The sequence below is a fragment of the Plastoroseomonas arctica genome (assembly GCF_018128965.1).
Taxonomy (GTDB): domain Bacteria; phylum Pseudomonadota; class Alphaproteobacteria; order Acetobacterales; family Acetobacteraceae; genus Plastoroseomonas; species Plastoroseomonas arctica.
The window spans coordinates 32,084-48,023 of sequence record NZ_JAAEDH010000027.1 but is presented as its reverse complement, the minus strand read 5'-3'; the positions used below and the strand labels follow the sequence as shown (position 1 = coordinate 48,023).

The 15,940-nt window shown below is 68.7% G+C and carries 18 protein-coding genes, 1 tRNA gene and 1 riboswitch; of the genes, 10 read left to right on the top strand and 9 right to left on the bottom strand.

What is annotated here, in order from left to right; translation table 11 throughout:
- Positions 1 to 31: 31 nt before the first annotated feature.
- From hemF to GXW79_RS19100, 4 genes are all read left to right on the top strand, one after another.
- The gene (hemF, locus tag GXW79_RS19110; protein WP_211876042.1) at positions 32 to 922 is read left to right on the top strand and encodes an oxygen-dependent coproporphyrinogen oxidase; all 891 of its coding nucleotides are present in this window, start codon (positions 32 to 34) and stop codon (positions 920 to 922) included.
- A gap of 119 nt (positions 923 to 1,041) precedes the next feature.
- Complete coding sequence (locus GXW79_RS19105; protein ID WP_211876041.1) at positions 1,042 to 1,278, top strand: hypothetical protein; 237 nt, start codon at positions 1,042 to 1,044, stop codon at positions 1,276 to 1,278.
- Between the two features lie 28 nt (positions 1,279 to 1,306).
- On the top strand, positions 1,307 to 1,432 hold the full coding sequence (locus tag GXW79_RS21710) for a hypothetical protein (protein WP_281414770.1): 126 nt from the start codon (positions 1,307 to 1,309) through the stop codon (positions 1,430 to 1,432).
- A gap of 77 nt (positions 1,433 to 1,509) precedes the next feature.
- Positions 1,510 to 2,136: a hypothetical protein gene (locus tag GXW79_RS19100; RefSeq protein ID WP_211876040.1), complete on the top strand. Its 627-nt coding sequence runs from the start codon at positions 1,510 to 1,512 to the stop codon at positions 2,134 to 2,136.
- Positions 2,137 to 2,373: 237 nt separating this feature from the next.
- On the opposite strand, the gene folE is transcribed toward GXW79_RS19100, so the two are convergent.
- The 4 genes from folE to metZ form a co-directional block, all read right to left on the bottom strand.
- Positions 2,374 to 3,015 carry a GTP cyclohydrolase I FolE gene (gene folE, locus GXW79_RS19095; RefSeq protein ID WP_211876039.1) on the bottom strand — a complete coding sequence of 214 codons (642 nt, stop codon included), beginning with the start codon at positions 3,013 to 3,015 and terminating at the stop codon, positions 2,374 to 2,376.
- Positions 3,016 to 3,120: 105 nt separating this feature from the next.
- Positions 3,121 to 3,534 carry a Co2+/Mg2+ efflux protein ApaG gene (gene apaG, locus GXW79_RS19090; RefSeq protein ID WP_211876038.1) on the bottom strand — a complete coding sequence of 138 codons (414 nt, stop codon included), beginning with the start codon at positions 3,532 to 3,534 and terminating at the stop codon, positions 3,121 to 3,123.
- Positions 3,535 to 3,586: 52 nt separating this feature from the next.
- On the bottom strand, positions 3,587 to 4,198 hold the full coding sequence (locus GXW79_RS19085) for a LysE family translocator (protein WP_211876037.1): 612 nt from the start codon (positions 4,196 to 4,198) through the stop codon (positions 3,587 to 3,589).
- A complete protein-coding gene (gene metZ / locus GXW79_RS19080; RefSeq protein ID WP_211876036.1) occupies positions 4,195 to 5,385 on the bottom strand; it encodes an O-succinylhomoserine sulfhydrylase in 1,191 nt (396 codons plus the stop codon). The genes GXW79_RS19085 and metZ overlap by 4 nt, the downstream gene beginning before the upstream one ends.
- 52 nt (positions 5,386 to 5,437) lie before the next feature.
- Positions 5,438 to 5,516, bottom strand: a riboswitch (SAM riboswitch).
- A gap of 72 nt (positions 5,517 to 5,588) precedes the next feature.
- Between metZ and GXW79_RS19075 the strand changes: the two genes are divergently transcribed.
- A tRNA-Gly gene (locus GXW79_RS19075) sits at positions 5,589 to 5,663 on the top strand.
- A 62-nt stretch (positions 5,664 to 5,725) separates the two neighbouring features.
- A complete protein-coding gene (locus tag GXW79_RS19070; protein ID WP_211876035.1) occupies positions 5,726 to 6,487 on the top strand; it encodes a hypothetical protein in 762 nt (253 codons plus the stop codon).
- Positions 6,488 to 6,541: 54 nt separating this feature from the next.
- On the opposite strand, the gene GXW79_RS19065 is transcribed toward GXW79_RS19070, so the two are convergent.
- Genes GXW79_RS19065 through rfbB form a run of 5 tightly spaced genes read right to left on the bottom strand, consistent with a single transcriptional unit; the run spans position 6,542 to position 10,206 of the window.
- A complete protein-coding gene (locus GXW79_RS19065; RefSeq protein ID WP_211876034.1) occupies positions 6,542 to 6,775 on the bottom strand; it encodes a DUF3072 domain-containing protein in 234 nt (77 codons plus the stop codon).
- 53 nt (positions 6,776 to 6,828) lie between these two features.
- Complete coding sequence (rfbD, locus tag GXW79_RS19060; protein ID WP_211876033.1) at positions 6,829 to 7,707, bottom strand: dTDP-4-dehydrorhamnose reductase; 879 nt, start codon at positions 7,705 to 7,707, stop codon at positions 6,829 to 6,831.
- Positions 7,707 to 8,273: a dTDP-4-dehydrorhamnose 3,5-epimerase gene (gene rfbC / locus GXW79_RS19055; protein ID WP_211876032.1), complete on the bottom strand. Its 567-nt coding sequence runs from the start codon at positions 8,271 to 8,273 to the stop codon at positions 7,707 to 7,709. The genes rfbD and rfbC overlap by 1 nt, the downstream gene beginning before the upstream one ends.
- Positions 8,270 to 9,157 (bottom strand): glucose-1-phosphate thymidylyltransferase RfbA, encoded by an 888-nt coding sequence (gene rfbA, locus GXW79_RS19050; protein ID WP_408901563.1) that lies wholly within the window; start codon positions 9,155 to 9,157, stop codon positions 8,270 to 8,272. The genes rfbC and rfbA overlap by 4 nt, the downstream gene beginning before the upstream one ends.
- Positions 9,151 to 10,206 carry a dTDP-glucose 4,6-dehydratase gene (rfbB, locus tag GXW79_RS19045; protein WP_211876030.1) on the bottom strand — a complete coding sequence of 352 codons (1,056 nt, stop codon included), beginning with the start codon at positions 10,204 to 10,206 and terminating at the stop codon, positions 9,151 to 9,153. The genes rfbA and rfbB overlap by 7 nt, the downstream gene beginning before the upstream one ends.
- A gap of 131 nt (positions 10,207 to 10,337) precedes the next feature.
- Here rfbB and GXW79_RS19040 point away from each other — a divergent pair, with 131 nt between their 5' ends.
- From GXW79_RS19040 to GXW79_RS19025, 4 genes are read left to right on the top strand one after another with little or no spacing between them, the layout of a single operon-like run.
- Complete coding sequence (locus GXW79_RS19040) at positions 10,338 to 12,167, top strand: M3 family oligoendopeptidase (RefSeq protein ID WP_211876029.1); 1,830 nt, start codon at positions 10,338 to 10,340, stop codon at positions 12,165 to 12,167.
- On the top strand, positions 12,160 to 13,533 hold the full coding sequence (locus GXW79_RS19035) for an ABC1 kinase family protein (RefSeq protein ID WP_211876028.1): 1,374 nt from the start codon (positions 12,160 to 12,162) through the stop codon (positions 13,531 to 13,533). The genes GXW79_RS19040 and GXW79_RS19035 overlap by 8 nt, the downstream gene beginning before the upstream one ends.
- Before the next feature lie 58 nt (positions 13,534 to 13,591).
- Positions 13,592 to 14,554 (top strand): Bug family tripartite tricarboxylate transporter substrate binding protein, encoded by a 963-nt coding sequence (locus GXW79_RS19030; protein WP_211876027.1) that lies wholly within the window; start codon positions 13,592 to 13,594, stop codon positions 14,552 to 14,554.
- 25 nt (positions 14,555 to 14,579) lie between these two features.
- Positions 14,580 to 15,935: an MmgE/PrpD family protein gene (locus tag GXW79_RS19025; protein ID WP_211876026.1), complete on the top strand. Its 1,356-nt coding sequence runs from the start codon at positions 14,580 to 14,582 to the stop codon at positions 15,933 to 15,935.
- Positions 15,936 to 15,940 lie beyond the last annotated feature (5 nt).

Sequence of the window (15,940 nt, the reverse complement as noted above, 5' to 3'; positions counted from 1 at the left end):
CCAATAGCCTGAACCGCGTGAAGGATTCGTCATGCCTGAGAGTTCGACCGGTGCTTCCACCCCGCTCCAGCACCCGGACGCCCCGCCCAGCCGTGCCTGGTTCGAGCAGCTGCGCGACCTGATCTGCGAAGAATTTGAGGCGATCGAGGATGCGCTGGAGACCGGCCCGCATGCGGCGGTGCCGCCTGGCCGCTTCACCCGCACGCCGTGGGAACGCGAGGGCGGCGGCGGTGGCGTCATGGGCGTGATGAAGGGCCGCGTCTTCGAGAAAGTGGGCGTGAATGTTTCGACCGTATTCGGCGAGTTCTCGCCCGAATTCCGCAAGCAGATCCCCGGCGCGGAGGCCGACCCGCGCTTTCTGGCCACCGGCATCTCGCTCGTGGCCCACATGCGCAGTCCGCGGGTTCCAGCGGCGCATATGAACACGCGCTTCATCGTCACCTCCAAATCCTGGTTCGGCGGCGGTGGCGACCTCACGCCCATGGCCATGGAAGCCCCGGAATCGCTCGAGGATGCGGCGAGCTTCCATGCCGGGTTTCAGGCCGCCTGCGACAAGCACGACCCGACCTACTACCCGCGATTCAAGAAATGGTGCGACGAGTACTTCTACCTGCCCCATCGCGGCGAGACCCGCGGCCTGGGCGGCATTTTCTACGACTACCTCGACACCGGCGACCGCGCCGCAGATTTCACCTTCACCCAGGATGTCGGCCGCGCCTTCCTCGCGAGCTACGCCCGCATCATCCGCCGCCGCATGCACGAGCCGTGGAGCGAGGCCGAGCGCGAGCACCAGCTGGTCCGCCGCGGCCGCTACGTGGAGTTCAACCTCCTGCAGGACCGCGGCACGATCTTCGGCCTCAAGACGGGGGGCAATGTGGAGGCGATCCTGATGTCGCTGCCGCCCGAGGCGAAATGGCCCTGACGCGGTCGCTTATCCAAGGCCGTCCCCCCTGGCGTGGCGCACGGAAAGGTGCGCTGGATGCCTCTCGCAAGGCCACGGGCGGCGCCCAAACTGCCCCTCTCGCCCGGAGGAGGAGCCGAATGGACACGATCGATGACGTTATCCGCGCCACCAACGCCGCCGAGCAGCGGCATGTGGGTGCAGCGATGCCAGGGACGCGCGGCAGGCCGCGCAACCCGGCCCGCCTGGCCGGGATGCGGCCACAGCCCGTGGAGCGTACCCGTCGCCGCTCACCGCCCGACATGCTGGGCCTGGTGCTTGCGGCGCAGATGGCAGTGCTGACGGTGTTCTGGCTGCTTGGGCCGCGCCGGGTCTGAACGACTGCCGCAATCATCAGGAGGCCACATGGCCAAGGGTCAGAAGAAGAATAGCCGGGAAGCCAAGAAGCCGAAGCAGGAGAAGCCTAAGCCTGCCGCCGGTGCTTCCCCCTTCGCCCGCCCTGCCCCGGCCGCGCCGGCCAAGAAGGGCTGACGCGCACCGACCGGTCATCCGAGGCTCGACAAAGCGCCTTCTCCGAACCATTGAGGAGGGCGATACGGAGAGCTCGGATGACTGGACTGACACGGCGTTCCGCCCTTGGACTTGCTTTCCTCGCCGCCGGTTGCGGCGGGGGCGAGCGTCTCCCGCCCCTGCAATCCGGCCCGCCGAGCTATCGGCATCTGACGCCCTTGCGGCTTGATGTCGCCTCGCTCGAAATCGCCCCGGCCTTGTCCTCCGCGCGCATCGCAGCCGCGCCGCCCGCGCCGGTGAACCCGGCCCAGGCCATGCTTGCAATGGCCGAGGACCGGCTTTCGGCCAGCGGGCGGGACGGCGTGGGGCGCTTTCTCGTGCAGACGGCGCTGCTGACCCGTGGGGGTGCCGGCGGCGGCGGCCTGTTCAGCAGCAACACCGAGCGGCTCGACTGCATCCTTCGCTGCCGGCTTGAACTGCGCTCCGCCGATGGCGAGCTGCGCGGCTTCGCCGAGGCCGAGGTGCGACGCACCGCGACCCAGCCCGCCGGCGACGAAGCGGCGCGTGCGCGCAACGCCGACACCATCATCCGCGAGGCAATGGCCGACATGAATGTGGAATTCGAGTTCCAGGTGCGGCGCAACCTGCGTGCCGCCCTGATGGACACCGAGCGCGCCGCGCCGGCCGCCGCGCCGGTGGAGCAGGAGACGCTCGCGCGGCCGTAGCCGATCAGCGCATCCAGGCGACCGTCGTAGACGCGTCGGCGCGCGGCGTCGCGCAAGGGAAATACGATGCGCGCATGGACGCCGGCCGGAGTCCGTGCGCCGGTATCGGCGGAATGCATCGTAGCCGAACTGCCATCCGGCCGCTCGAACAGGTCCACGCAGCGGTCGTGCTGACCGTTCTCGATGCTCTCGAACCAACTAGTCGCGGGAAAGGCGCGCGGCGTCGTGGCGGTGACTTTACCCCTCGACGGTGCCGCGGCTGCCCTGGATCAGCGACATGAACTCGCGCCGCGTCGAGGCATCGTCGCGAAAGGCGCCGAGCATGCGGCTGGTCACCATCGTCACGCCAGGCTTGTGCACGCCGCGCGTGGTCATGCACTGGTGCGCCGCCTCGATCACCACGGCCACGCCCTTGGGCTTGAGCACGTCGTTGATGGTATTGGCCACCTGCGCCGTCAGCTTCTCCTGGATCTGCAGGCGCTTGGCATAGACCTCCAGCACGCGCGCGAGCTTGGAGATGCCCACGACCCGTCCGGCCGGCAGGTAGGCGATGTGCGCCTTGCCGATGATCGGCACCATGTGGTGCTCGCAATGGCTCTCGAGACGGATGTCGCGCAGGACGACCATCTCGTCATAGCCATCGGTCTCCTCAAAGGAGCGGGCGAGCAGCTCCACCGGGTCGGTGTCGTAGCCGTCAAAGAATTCCTCGTAGGAGCGGACGACGCGGGCGGGGGTGTCGATCAGGCCCTCGCGGGCGGGGTTGTCCCCGCTCCAGCGCAGCAGCGTGCGCACGGCGGCCTCGGCCTCCTCGCGGCTCGGGCGGGGCTCGGCGCTGGCGCGGCTGCTGTCAATCGGGCCATTCGGGGTGTGGATGTTCACGGCCTTGGCTTCCTATGGCGATGGTTCGGACGGGAGATCCCGGCCGGGTTGCTGCGCCTTACTCGATTGTGAAGTGGGGGTCCCTTCCGGGTCCGCAAGCATGGATCAATGAAGCCGCCCGCTGGTGGCGTGCGGGCTGTCGAGGCTGAAGGCCGGGATCGTCGCGTTGAAGCTCTCCCCGCTGGAGCGGACCATCATGTGGTAGTGCCCGCGCATGAAGCCCGATGGCGTCGCCAGCGGCGTGCCGGAGGTGTACTCGAAGCTCTCGCCAGGCTCGAGCACCGGCTGTTCGCCCACCACGCCGGTGCCGTTGACGCGCTGGGTGCGGCCAAGGCCATCGGTGATCATCCAGGTGCGATGGACCAGCTGCACCGCCTCGATGCCCTCATTGGCGATGGTGACGCGGTAGGCCCAGACGTAGCGGCGGATCTCGGGCTCCGACTGATCCGCGAGGAAGAAGGCGCGGACCGTCACGCGGATGCCACGGGTCAAGGCTTCGAAGGCGTCCTGACGGGCCATGGTCTGCTCCTCCGCGCCGATCAAAGGACCGGAGCGGTGGGCGTGTAAAGCCTCACGCGCGGCGCAGCGCGGCGGTGGCGACGCCGGCGCCGATCAGCATGGTGCCGCCCACGCGGTTGCAGGCACGCCGCACACCGGGCCGACGCACCGCACCCGACAGCCGTGCGGCGAGCAGCGCGTAGACGAGCGCGTTGAGTGCCGCGAGCGTGACGAAGCTGCCAACCAGGATCGCGGCCTGGGAGAGGAAGGGCCGCGCGGGGTCGATGAACTGCGGCACGAAGGCCACGAAGAACACGATGCTCTTGGGGTTCAGCGCGGTGACCAGCCAGGCCTCGCGGAAGGCGTGCCGCGGAGCCAGGGGCGCGGCCTCGGCCGCACCCACCTTGGCCCGCCACATCCCCACGCCGAGCCAGATGAGATAGGCGGCGCCGGCCCATTTGAGGATGGTGAAGGCCACGGCCGAAGCCGCCATCAGCGCGCCCAGTCCCGCCAGCGACAGGGTCATCGCGGTGAGGTCGCCGGCGGCGACACCCGCCACCAGCGGCAGTGCGGCGCGCCTACCGCCGCCCAGCGCCTGGCCCACGACCAGCAAGATGGTGGGACCGGGGATCGCCAGCAGCACGGCGGCCGCGGCGAGGAAGCCGAGCCAGGTCTCGACGCTCATGCCTGCACCAGCGCGATGGCGAGATCCTCGATCAGGTCGCCGACATCCTCGAGGCCAACGGAGAGACGGATCGTGCCGTCGGTGATGCCCAGGCGCGCGCGCTCCTCCGCCCCCACCCGCATATGCGTGGTGGTCGCGGGGTGCGTGACCAGCGACTTGGAATCGCCGAGATTGTTGGAGACGCGGATGAGGCGCAGCGCGTTGAGCACGCGGAAGGCCGCTGCCTTGCCGCCCTTCACCTCGAAGGTGACCAGCGTGCCGCCGGCGCCCATCTGCTGCATGGCGAGCGCCTGCTGCGGATGGTCGGCGCGGAAGGGGTACAGCGGGCGGTCGATGGCGGGGTGCTCGGCCAGCATGTCGGCGATGGCGGCGGCGGAGCGGCACATGGCTGGCACCCGCAGGTGCAGCGTCTCCAGCCCCTTCAGGATCGTCCAGGCGTTGAACGGGCTGATCGAGGGGCCGGTGTTGCGGATGAAGGGCTGGAGCACGTCGTTCACCCAGGCTTGCTTCGCCAGGATGGCGCCGCCAAGGACGCGGCCCTGGCCATCAAAGTGCTTGGTCGCGGAGTAGACGACGATGTCGGCGCCGAACTCCATCGGGCGCTGCAGCAGGGGCGTTGCAAAGACATTATCCACCACGACCAGCGCGCCGGCGTGGTGGGCGAGGTCGCAAACCGCCTTGAGGTCGATGATGTCCAGCATCGGGTTGGAGGGGGTTTCCAGCAGCACCATGGCGGCCGGTTTGGACAACGCGCGCTCCCATTGAGCGAGGTCGCCGCCATCAACGAATTCCGCCTCGATGCCGTAGCGCGGCAGCAGGGTCGAGACGATCCAGTGGCAGGATCCGAACAGCGCGCGCGACGCCACCAGCCGGTCTCCGGACTTCAGGTGCGACAGCATGGTCGCATGCACCGCGGCCATGCCGGTGGCAGTGGCGCGACAGGCCTCGGCCCCTTCTAGGGCGGCCAGGCGCGCTTCGAGCATGGAGACAGTGGGGTTGCCGAAGCGCGAATACTGGTAGTGCTGGACGGTGCCGGCGAAGGTGGCCTCGGCCTGCTCCGCGCTCTCGTAGACGAAGCCGGAGGTGAGGTAGAGCGCCTCGGCGGTCTCCTCGAAATTGCTGCGCATCTGGCCGCCATGGACCAGTTGGGTGGCGGGACGGTAGGCGGGGCGGTCGGGTTCGGACATGTGGGACACCTGCGACAGAATACGGGCGTCCGGCCCCTCCGTTGGGGCGGGGCATTGCTGCCCCACGGCCGTTTAGCGCGCTTGTTTTACCTCGCCGCAAGCAGGCCGGACAAATCGCGAGGGCGCGGGTTGCCCCGTGCGAGGATGATCTAGCGCGCGCCTTGCCGGGAAGGCAAGCCTGGGGTAGTGAGATCGGCTCCGGCGCGGGCGTAGTTCAGAGGTAGAACGTCAGCTTCCCAAGCTGAATGTCAGGGGTTCAATTCCCCTCGCCCGCTCCATTCACATTGATGCAACATCTTCGTTCAGCCGATGGCGACACCGCCGTCATCATGGGGGCGGGATGCCGGACGATCGAGACGATATCGCGACGCAAATGGCGCGCGACGCAGAGAAGCAGGCCGAGCTGGACCGGCGCGGGCCGCTGATCGATTTCGGCAAGCTGCAGTTCGGCGGCCAGAGCTCACTGTTCGGACTGCGGTTCGGCTGGCCCGAATTTCTCGGCGTCCTGGCCTTCCTGCTCGGGCTCGCGGTCGGCACCGACCAGCGCTGGATCACTGCCATCCGCTACGCGGTCGTTGTCTGGCTGCCCTTGCGGCTGTCGATCATGGCCGCACGATTCATCATCCGCTGGCTGGACCGACGCGGGGTGCGCATGCCGGAGATCAAACGCCCACTCGTCAGGTTCCAGGCCGGCAGCCTGTTGAACCAGTGGGTGCCGTTCTGGGCCCTGCTCGGCTTCTTCGTGGGCTTGTTGATCAGCCAGAGCGTCCTGGGCACGATCCTGGGCACGCTGAGCTTCGCCGGGATCGCCATTGCCGTCCCTTTGGTGCTGCGGGCATTCTGGTCCGCGGCACGCACCGGAACACGCGCAGGTGCCTCGGGAGTGGGCGCTATCGGCGCATCCTTTGGCGCCATTCCCAAATGGGTCGCGCTCGGTGCGCTGGCTGGTGCGGCGTTCGGCGCGACCATCGCGCTTTGGCTCGATGACGGCGGCACGTCGGAGCTGATAGGCGCGGCCCTGCGGCTGGCGCCAATCGGCGCCGTTGCGGGTCTGCTCGCGCGGCTCGTCGTGCTGGCGCTCAGGCGCAAAACCGCGGCGTGACGCAAGTCGCCAGCAACCGACGGCCGAAGCCGTCAGTCGCGGCACTTCGTCGCCTCAGCGCCCCCGCCCGGTCAGCGCCTGGAGCTCGTCGATCCGCTTGGACGCCTGGGCCTTGGTCAGATCCGGGTCGAAGGGTTCCTTCGCCTGCTCCGACAGCGTCTTGAGGTAGCTCGCCTGGGCGCCCGTCATCGGCTCATCGCCGGTCGTCCAGTCCTCGGGGTCCTTGACCGCGTTGGAGTTGGGATCGGGGTCGGATTTCGGGTTTGAGTGAGCGTTATCGTCGGACATGGGCAGTCTCCGGAAGGGTTATGTTCCGTGAACGTTCCCGCCGTCCGGGGGTTTCAGCCCGCCTTCAGCGTCGCCATCACCCGCGCGAGACCGTCCTGCCAGCTTGGCAGCACAACCCCGAAAACGCCCGCAAGCTTTGCCGTCTCGAGCCGTCCATCCACCGGGCGCGTGGCCTTGGTCGGATACTCCGGGGTGGTGATCGGCAGCACCTTCGGCACCGGCCCGCCGCTCGCCGCGAAGATCGCCTCGGCGAAGGCGTGCCAGTTGGTCCCGCCCGCCGCCACCGCATGGAAGACGCCGCGGTAGTCCTCCCGCCACCCCGTCTCCCGCACCCGCGCCAACACGCCCGCGATCGCATCCGCCAAGTCCGGCGCAGCCGTTGGGTGCCCCCATTGGTCGGCGACGACCTTCAGTTCCGGCCGGCTCGCGCCGAGGGCCAGCATCGTCTTCACGAAATTTTTGCCCACCGGGGAGAAAACCCACGCCGTGCGCATCACCACCGTCTGCGGGTTTGCCGCCAGCGCGGCCCATTCGCCGGCCAGCTTGGTGCGCCCGTAGGTGCTGCGCGGGTTGGGCAGGTCATCCTCACGGTAGGGCGCGCCCTTCAGCCCGTCATAGACGTAGTCGGTGCTGATCTGGATCAGCGGGATCCCAGCCTCCGCACTCAGGGCGCCGAGCAGCGCTGGCCCCAGCGCATTGGCGCGAAAGGCGCCGGCCTCGTCATCCTCGGCCGCATCCACCGCCGTCCAGGCGGCGCAATTCACCACCGCATCCGGCTTCAGGGAGGCGAAGGCAGCGCGCACCGTCTCGGGATTGTCGAACTCGAAATCCGGCTGCCCGACCAGCAACGCCTCGAACCCGGCCGCCGGCAGGCTCTCGGCCAGGCCGGTCGCGAGCTGCCCGCCCTGCCCGGTGACCAGAATGCGCCGCATCACAGCGATCCGCGCGGAAAGGGCGGCGCGATATCGGCCAGGCGCGGCGCCTTGCGATCCTTGTCCGACAGCACCGGCCCGCCCTCGGGCAGCGGCCAGGCGATCCCCAGCGCCGGATCATCCCAGGCGATCCCCGCATCGGTCGCCGGGTCATATTCGCCATCCACCTTGTACAGGACCTCGGTGTCGGGCTCGAGTGTGAGGAACCCATGGGCGAAACCGCGCGGCACCCAGAGTTGGTTCCAGCCTGCGGCCGAGAGCTCGCAGGCCACGTGCTGGCCATAGGTCGCGCTGCCCTCGCGGATATCCACCGCGACGTCGAGGATGCGCCCGCGCACCACCCGCACCAGCTTGCCCTGCGGCGTCGGTGGGCGCTGGAAATGCAGCCCGCGCAGCACGCCGACCTCGCGCGAGAGCGAGTGGTTGTCCTGGACGAAATCCACGTCGAACCCCTGGGCGGCCAGCGCGGAACGCTTCCACACCTCGGAGAAGAAGCCGCGATCGTCGCCGAAGCGACGCGGCTCGATCAGCAGCACCTCGGGGATGGATTGCGGGGTGATCTTCATGATGCGTGCAGCCCGTCCGCCAGTTCGATCAGGTATTTGCCATAGGCGGTCTTGCCCAACGCCTTGCCGCGAAGGCGCAGCTCGTCGGCGGTGAGGAAGCCGCGGCGGAAGCCGATCTCCTCCGGGCAGCCCACCTGCAGCCCCTGCCGTTCCTGCACCGTCTGCACGAAGGTGGCGGCCTGCAACAGGCTCGCGGGCGTGCCGGCATCGAGCCAGGCGCAGCCGCGCCCCAGCTGCTCGGCCCGCAGCGTGCCGTCGCGCATGTAGATCGCGTTGAGGTCGGTGATCTCCAGCTCCCCGCGCGCCGAGGGCACCACCTGCTGGGCGAGCTGGGTCACCCGCTTGTCGTAGAAATAGATGCCGATGACGGCCCAGTCCGATTTCGGCCTGAGCGGCTTTTCCTCCAGCGAGAGCACCTGTCCCTCGGCGTCGAATTCCGCCACGCCGTAGCGCTCGGGATCCGCCACGCGATAGCCGAACACGGTCGCCTTGCCGCGCTCGGCATGGCCAGCCGCACTCATCAGCCGGTCGGACAGGCCCTCGCCGTAGATGATGTTGTCGCCCAGCGCCAAGGCGCAGGCCTCGCCACCGAGCCAGTCCGCGCCGATCCAGAAGGCCTGGGCGAGCCCGTCGGGGGAGGGTTGCTCGGCATAGTCGATGGTGACGCCGAATTCACTGCCATCGCCGAGCAGGCGGCGGAAGGCGGGTAGGTCGGTCGGCGTCGAGATCAGCAGAATGTCGCGGATGCCCGCCAGCATCAGGGTGCCGAGCGGGTAGTAGACCATCGGCTTGTCGTAGACCGGCAGCAGCTGCTTGCTCGCCGCCAGGGTCATCGGGTGCAGGCGCGAGCCGGAACCGCCGGCCAGGATGATGCCCTTCACGATGTCTTCCCCAAACGTTGTCCGGCATAGGCCTTGTCGCGGATCGGGCGCCACCAGGCCTCGTTCGCCAGGTACCAGCCGATGGTCTGCTCCAACCCGCTCTCGAAGTCGTAGCGCGGCTTCCAGCCCAATGCAGTCTCGGCGCCGGAGGGGTCCATCGCATAGCGGAAATCATGGCCAGGGCGGTCGCGCACGAAGGTGATGAGCCGCTCGCGTGGCCCGGCCGGGTCCGGGCGCAGGCGGTCCAGCGTGGCGCAGATGGCCTTGACCACCTCGAGGTTGGTGCGCTCCTGCCGCGGCCCGATGCAATAGGTCGCCCCCGGCTCGCCGCGTTGCAGCGCGAGGACCAGCGCCTCGGCATGGTCCTCCACGTGCAGCCAGTCGCGCACATTGGTGCCCTCGCCATAGACCGGCAGCGGCTTGCCTTCGAGGGCGTTGAGCGTGACCAGCGGGATCAGCTTCTCGGGGAACTGCCAGGGGCCATAATTGTTCGTCGTGTTCGAGACGAAGGAGGGGAAGCCGTAGGTGTGGTTCCAGGCGCGCACCAGGTGGTCCGACGCCGCCTTGGACGCCGAATAGGGGCTGCGCGGGTCATAGGGGGTCTCGGGCGTGAAGGGCGGATCGCCGGGGTAGAGCGAGCCGAACACCTCATCGGTCGAGACGTGATGGAAGCGAAAGGCGGCCTTGGCCGACGCCTCGAGCGCGTTCCAATAGTCCCGCGCGGCTTCGAGCAGCACCTGCGTGCCGACCACATTGGTGCGGATGAACACCGCCGGCCCGTCGATGGAGCGGTCCACATGGCTTTCGGCCGCGAGGTGCATCACCGCCGTCGGGCGGTGGGTGGCGAAGGCGGCGCGCATCGCCTCCGGGTCGCAAATGTCGGCGTCGATATGGATGTGGCGCGCCTCGCCGGCATGCATGGCGAGGGCCGCGGGGCTCGCCGCATAGGTCATCGCGTCGACGTTGACGACGGTCTCCGCGGTGGTCGCGAGCAGACGCCGCACGACTGCCGAACCGATGAAGCCGAAGCCGCCCGTGACGAGGTAGGACAAACGGAACTCTCCCGAAGGCAGCGAAGGGGGGGTGGGGTAACACGCGACAACACCCTGTCAAGTTGCAAGGGCGGGGGAAACTGCGCCGGCCGCGCATCGCCGGTGCTTGGCCGAACGCCCAGCCGGGCTATATGCAGGGGGTGACACATCCCCTGCCGAACCCCTCCCCGCTCGACGCCGCCGGCGGCGCGGCCCAGCCCCTTCCGGTCTGGGACCTCTCCGATCTTTATTCGGGGGCGGATGACCCGAAGCTCGCTGCCGACCTCGACAAGGTGGAGGCGATGGCCCGCGCCTTCGCCAAGGCCCATGCCGGCAAGCTGGCGCAGATGCAAGGCGATGCCCTGGCCCGCGCCATCGAAGCCTATGAGGCGATGGAGGAGGTGCTCGGCCGCGCCATCAGCTATGCCCAGCTGGTCTTCTCCGGCGATGCGCAGGACGCCGCGAATGGGCGCTTCTACGGATCGATGCAGGAACGCATCACCGGCATCTCCTCGCACCTGATATTTTTCACGCTCGAGATGAACCGCATCGACGACGATGCGCTGGAAGACAAGCTCGCGCGCAGCGCCGCGCTGGCGCATTGGCGCCCCTGGCTGCGCGACCTGCGCGTCTTCCGCCCGCACCAGCTCTCCGACGAGGCGGAGAAGCTGCTGCATGAGAAGGAGGTCACCGGCCGGTCCGCCTGGAACCGCCTGTTCGACGAGACGACCGCGATGATGAAGGTCGAGGTCGCGGGCGAGCCGCTCACCGTATCCGATGCGCTGAACAAGCTGTCCGATGCGGACCGGAGCGTGCGCGCGGCAGCGGCAGCCGGCGTCTCGGCGGCGTTTTCCGAGCGGGTGCGGCTGTTCTCGCTGATCACCAACGTGCTCGCCAAGGACAAGGAGATCGTCGACGGCTGGCGGCAATATCCGCGCCCGGGTTCGTCGCGCAACCGCGCGAACATGGTCGAGGATGCGGTGGTCGATGCGCTGGTCACCGCCGTGCGCGGCAGCTTCGCCCGCCTGTCGCACCGCTACTATGGGATGAAGGCGAAGTGGCTGGGGCTGGAGAAGCTGCAGCACTGGGACCGCAACGCGCCGCTGCCGGACCAGGATGACGGCCTGATCCCGTGGGACCAGGCCTCAGAGCGGGTGCTTGCGAGCTATGCGGCGTTCAGCCCGGAACTCGCCGCGATCGGGGCGCGGTTTTTCCAAAAGCCCTGGATCGATGCGGCACTGCGGCCGGGCAAGGCCTCGGGCGCCTTTGCGCACCCGACGGTGCCCTCGGCGCACCCCTATTTGCTGCTGAACTACCATGGCCGCGCGCGCGACGTGATGACGCTGGCGCATGAGCTGGGCCACGGCGTGCACCAGATGCTGGCCGCCGGCCAGGGCTACCTGATGTCCTCGACGCCGCTGACGCTGGCCGAGACCGCCTCCGTCTTCGGCGAGATGCTGACCTTCCGCGGCCTGCTGGATGCCGAGAGTGACCCCGCCCGCCGGCGACTGATGCTCGCCTCCAAGGTCGAGGACATGCTCAACACGGTGGTCCGCCAGATCGCCTTCTACCGTTTCGAGACCCTGCTGCATGACGAGCGCAAGACCGGCGAGATCAGCCCCGAGCGCATCGGCGAGATCTGGATGGACGTCCAGCGAGAAAGCCTCGGCCCGGCGTTCGACTTCACGCCCGACTACAGCGTGTACTGGGCCTATATCCCGCACTTCGTCCACACGCCCTTCTACGTCTATGCCTATGCCTTCGGGGATTGCCTGGTGAACGCGCTCTACGGCGTCTACCAGGACGGCAAGGTCGCGGACTTCGAACAGAAATACCTTGCCATGCTGCGCGCCGGCGGCACGCTGCGGCACCAGGAGCTGCTGGCGCCCTTCGGCCTCGATGCTTCCGACCCCGCCTTCTGGACGCGCGGGCTGGACGTGATCAGCGGCTTCATCGATGAGTTGGAGCGCGCCGATGGCTGAGGACCGCTCCACTTTCTTCGGCGAGTTCAAGCGCATGGCGCGTACCTCCGGCGCAGTGGGCGGCATCGCCGCCCGCGTCGCGGGGCAGCGCCTGTTCGGGATGAAGTCGGACAAGGCCGCTCATGCCGAGGATCTCAAGGCCATCCTGGGCGGCCTCAAGGGGCCGCTGATGAAGGTGGCGCAGTTCCTCTCGACCGTGCCCGATGCGCTGCCGCCGGAATATGCCGAGGAACTCGCGCAGCTGCAGGCCAATGCGCCGCCCATGGGCTGGGCCTTCGTGCGCCGCCGCATGACGTCTGAACTCGGCGCGGGGTGGGAATCCCGCTACGCCGAATTCGGGCGCGAGGCCGCGGCCGCCGCCTCGCTCGGCCAGGTGCACAAGGCGCGGCTGCTCGACGGCACCGCCGTCGCGTGCAAGCTGCAATACCCCGACATGATGAGCGTGGTGGAAGCCGATCTCCGCCAGCTCAAGCTCGCGATGAGCGTGTACCAGCGCATGGATTCCACGCTCGAGAATGGCGACGTCTATTCCGAGATGGCGGACCGGCTGCGTGAGGAGCTGGACTACAAGCGCGAGGCCGCGCAGATGCGCCTCTACGGCATCATGCTCGACGGCGTGCCCGGCGTTCGGGTGCCGAAGCCGCATGACGAGCTGACCACCAAGCGCCTGCTGACCATGACCTGGCTCGAGGGCCGCCCGATCATGAAGCGGATTGAGGAGGACCCCTCGCCCGAGGAGCGCAACGCCTATGCGCGCGCGCTTTTCCGCGCATGGTACGTGCCCTTCTACCGCTACGGCGTGATCCATGGCGACCCGCACCTGGGCAACTACCAGGTGCATTCCGAAGCGCCCGAGAATGATGGCGTTGGCATCAACCTGCTCGACTACGGCACCATCCGCGTCTTCCCGCCGCGCTTCGTCGGCGGCGTCATCATGCTCTACGAGGCGGTGCGCGACGGCGACGAGGACAAGGCCGCCGAGGCCTATCGCATCTGGGGTTTTCGCGATCTCAAGCGCGAGACGATGGACGTGCTCAGCATGTGGGCGAAGTTCCTCTATGAGCCGCTGCTGGACGATCGCGTGCGCCCGATCCAGGACAGCGCCGACCTCAGCTATGGCCGCAAAATCGCCGAGCAGGTGCACAAGGGGCTGAAGGCGACGGGGCCGGTGCGCATTCCGCGCGAATTCCCGCTGATGGATCGCGCCGCGGTGGGGTTGGGCAGCGTATTCCTGCGCCTCAAGGCGGAGGTGAACTGGCACCAGCTGTTCCAGGAGCTGGTCGCGGATTTCTCCGAGGCCGCGTTGGCGGAGCGGCAGAGTGCTGCGCTGGCGAAGGCAGGGGTGCCGGGGGTGGTCGCCGAATAGCGGGCGTCTCTGGCATGCGCCTTGCTGCGTTCCGGTACACCGCTTCCGGATCGCCGCCATGCGCCGTCGCTCGCTACTCGCCGCCCCTCTCGCCTGCCTTGCGACGCCGCTGCGCGCACAGCACCGCTACCCTAGTCGGCCCGTCCGCCTGATCATCCCCGTCGCCGTTGCGGGTGCCACCGACATCGTCGGTCGCATCGTGGCCGACGCCATGGCGCCGCTGCTCGGCCAGCCGATCGTGGTGGAGAACATGGACGGCGCGGGCAGCACCGTGGGTGCGGCGGCCTTCCAGCGCCTGCCCGCGGATGGCCACGCGCTCTACATCGGCACCAACAATCATGCGCTGATGAACGCGATGTATCCGCGCTTCGCCACCAACGCCGTCGATGACTTCATCCCCATCGCGCTGGTCTCGCGTCAGCCTTTCGTCCTCACGGTCAACCCGCGCCTTCCGATCCAGTCCGTGTCCGACCTGCTCGCCTGGCTGCGGGTGCGCAAGGATGCGGCGAATTTCGGGGCGACCACGCCGGGCGCGAACAACTACATGGCCGGCGAATTGCTGCGCCAGCTCGCGGACGTGGAGTTCACCACCATCTCCTACCGCTCGGCGCCACTTTCGGTGCAGGACGTGGTCGCCGGGCGGCTGGACTTCACCATCGACAGCCCGACGATGATCGCGCCCCTGATCCGCGACGGCCAGCTGCGCGGCCTCGCCGTCTCCACCGCCGAGCCCTCCGCCCTGCTCCCGTCCCTGCCGAGCTTGAACCAGGCCGGCGTGCCCGGCTTCGACATGGCCGCCTGGTCCATCCTGTTCGCCCGCGCCGGCACCCCGCCCGCCATCATCGCTACGCTGCGCGAGAAGGCGGCGCGCGCGCTCGCAATGCCGGTGGTGCGCCAGCGCCTGGCGGCCGCGACCTTCGAACTTTGGCCCGACAACAGCCCCGAGGCCGCGACCGCCTTGCTGCGCCGCGAGGTCGACCGCTGGGCGCCTATCGCCGCCGCCGCGCGCAGCCCAAGCTGATCCGGACATCGGAAGGAGCGCCATTATGGGCCAGGAAATCGAGACACTCGCGCAATTCGCCGCCACCACCGGCTGGGACGATATCCCCGCGCCGGTACAGCGGCGCGCCAAGCTGATCCTGCTCGACACCATCGCGGTGATGCTGGCGGGCGCCGTGCGGCCGGAGATGCGTGGGTTGCAGGCGGGGCTCGCGCCCACGGCGGGCCAGGGTGCGACCGTCTTCGCGACCGGCTTTCCCGCCGCTGATCCACGCAGCGCGGCGATGCTCAACGCCATGGCCGGCCGCGCGGTGGAGATGACCGAGGGCGTCTACGGCCTGCAGTCCGCGGTGCACGTCCTGCCCGCCATGCTCGCGCTGGGCGAGCAGCGTGGTGCGTCCGGCAAGCAGGTGCTGGAGGCCTTCGTGCTCGGCTACGAGCTCGCCGCCCGGCTCAGCCTCGGCTTCACCCCGCACCGCCTGGCGCATCCCAATGGCCAGATATCGCTGCTGGGTGCTGCCGCCGGCGGTGCGCGCCTGCATGGGATGGATGGGGCAGGCATCAGCCTCTCCATGCGCATCGCGAGTCTGATGATGATGCTGCCCAGCTACAACAACACCGTCACCGGGGCGACCACACTCAATCTGCCCGCGGGGATGGGCGCCTATGCCGGCGTGCTGGCCCCCGAGATGGCGCGCGCCGGCTTCTTCGCGCAGCCGAATTCCGTCGAGGAACAGCTGGGCGTGATGATCGGCACCGGCTTCGACCCCGCGCCGCTGCTGCCGGGCCTCGGGCAGGACTGGCAGATGCTGAAGAACTACTTCCGCTTCTACGCCTGCTGCAACCCGATCCACCCCATGCTCGACGCGCTGGCCGATGCGCTGGCGGAGCTGCGCCCCAGGCCTGGCGACATCGCCCGTATCGACGCGGCGACCTATGCGTTCGGGTCGGTGATGCGCAACCCCGATCCGCCCAACTACTTCGCCTCGAAATATTCCTTCCCGCATGCGGCGGCGGTGCTGGTCACTCGCGGCGGGCTGGGCTTCTCCGATATCGACGACAGCGCGTTGACCGACCCGGTCATCGCCGCGCTGCGCCCGCTGGTGCACATGTCCGAGGACCCTGCGATGAACGCCAAGGTCCCCGATTTCAAGCCCGCCCGCGTCACCGTCACGCTGCGCGACGGCCGCACGGCCACCGCCGCGAACGAGAACTCCAAGCGCGACACGCTGCGCCCCGACCCCGAGCCTCAGGTGCGGGAAAAATTCGCCGAGCTCGCCGCGACCATGCTCACCGGCGAGGGCATCCGCGTAGTCGAGACCGCCGTGGACCAGGCCGAGGACTGGGCCTCGCCGGCCGACCTCATGGCGCTGCTGCGCCAGCACCAGCGCGCGGCCATGTAGCCGCG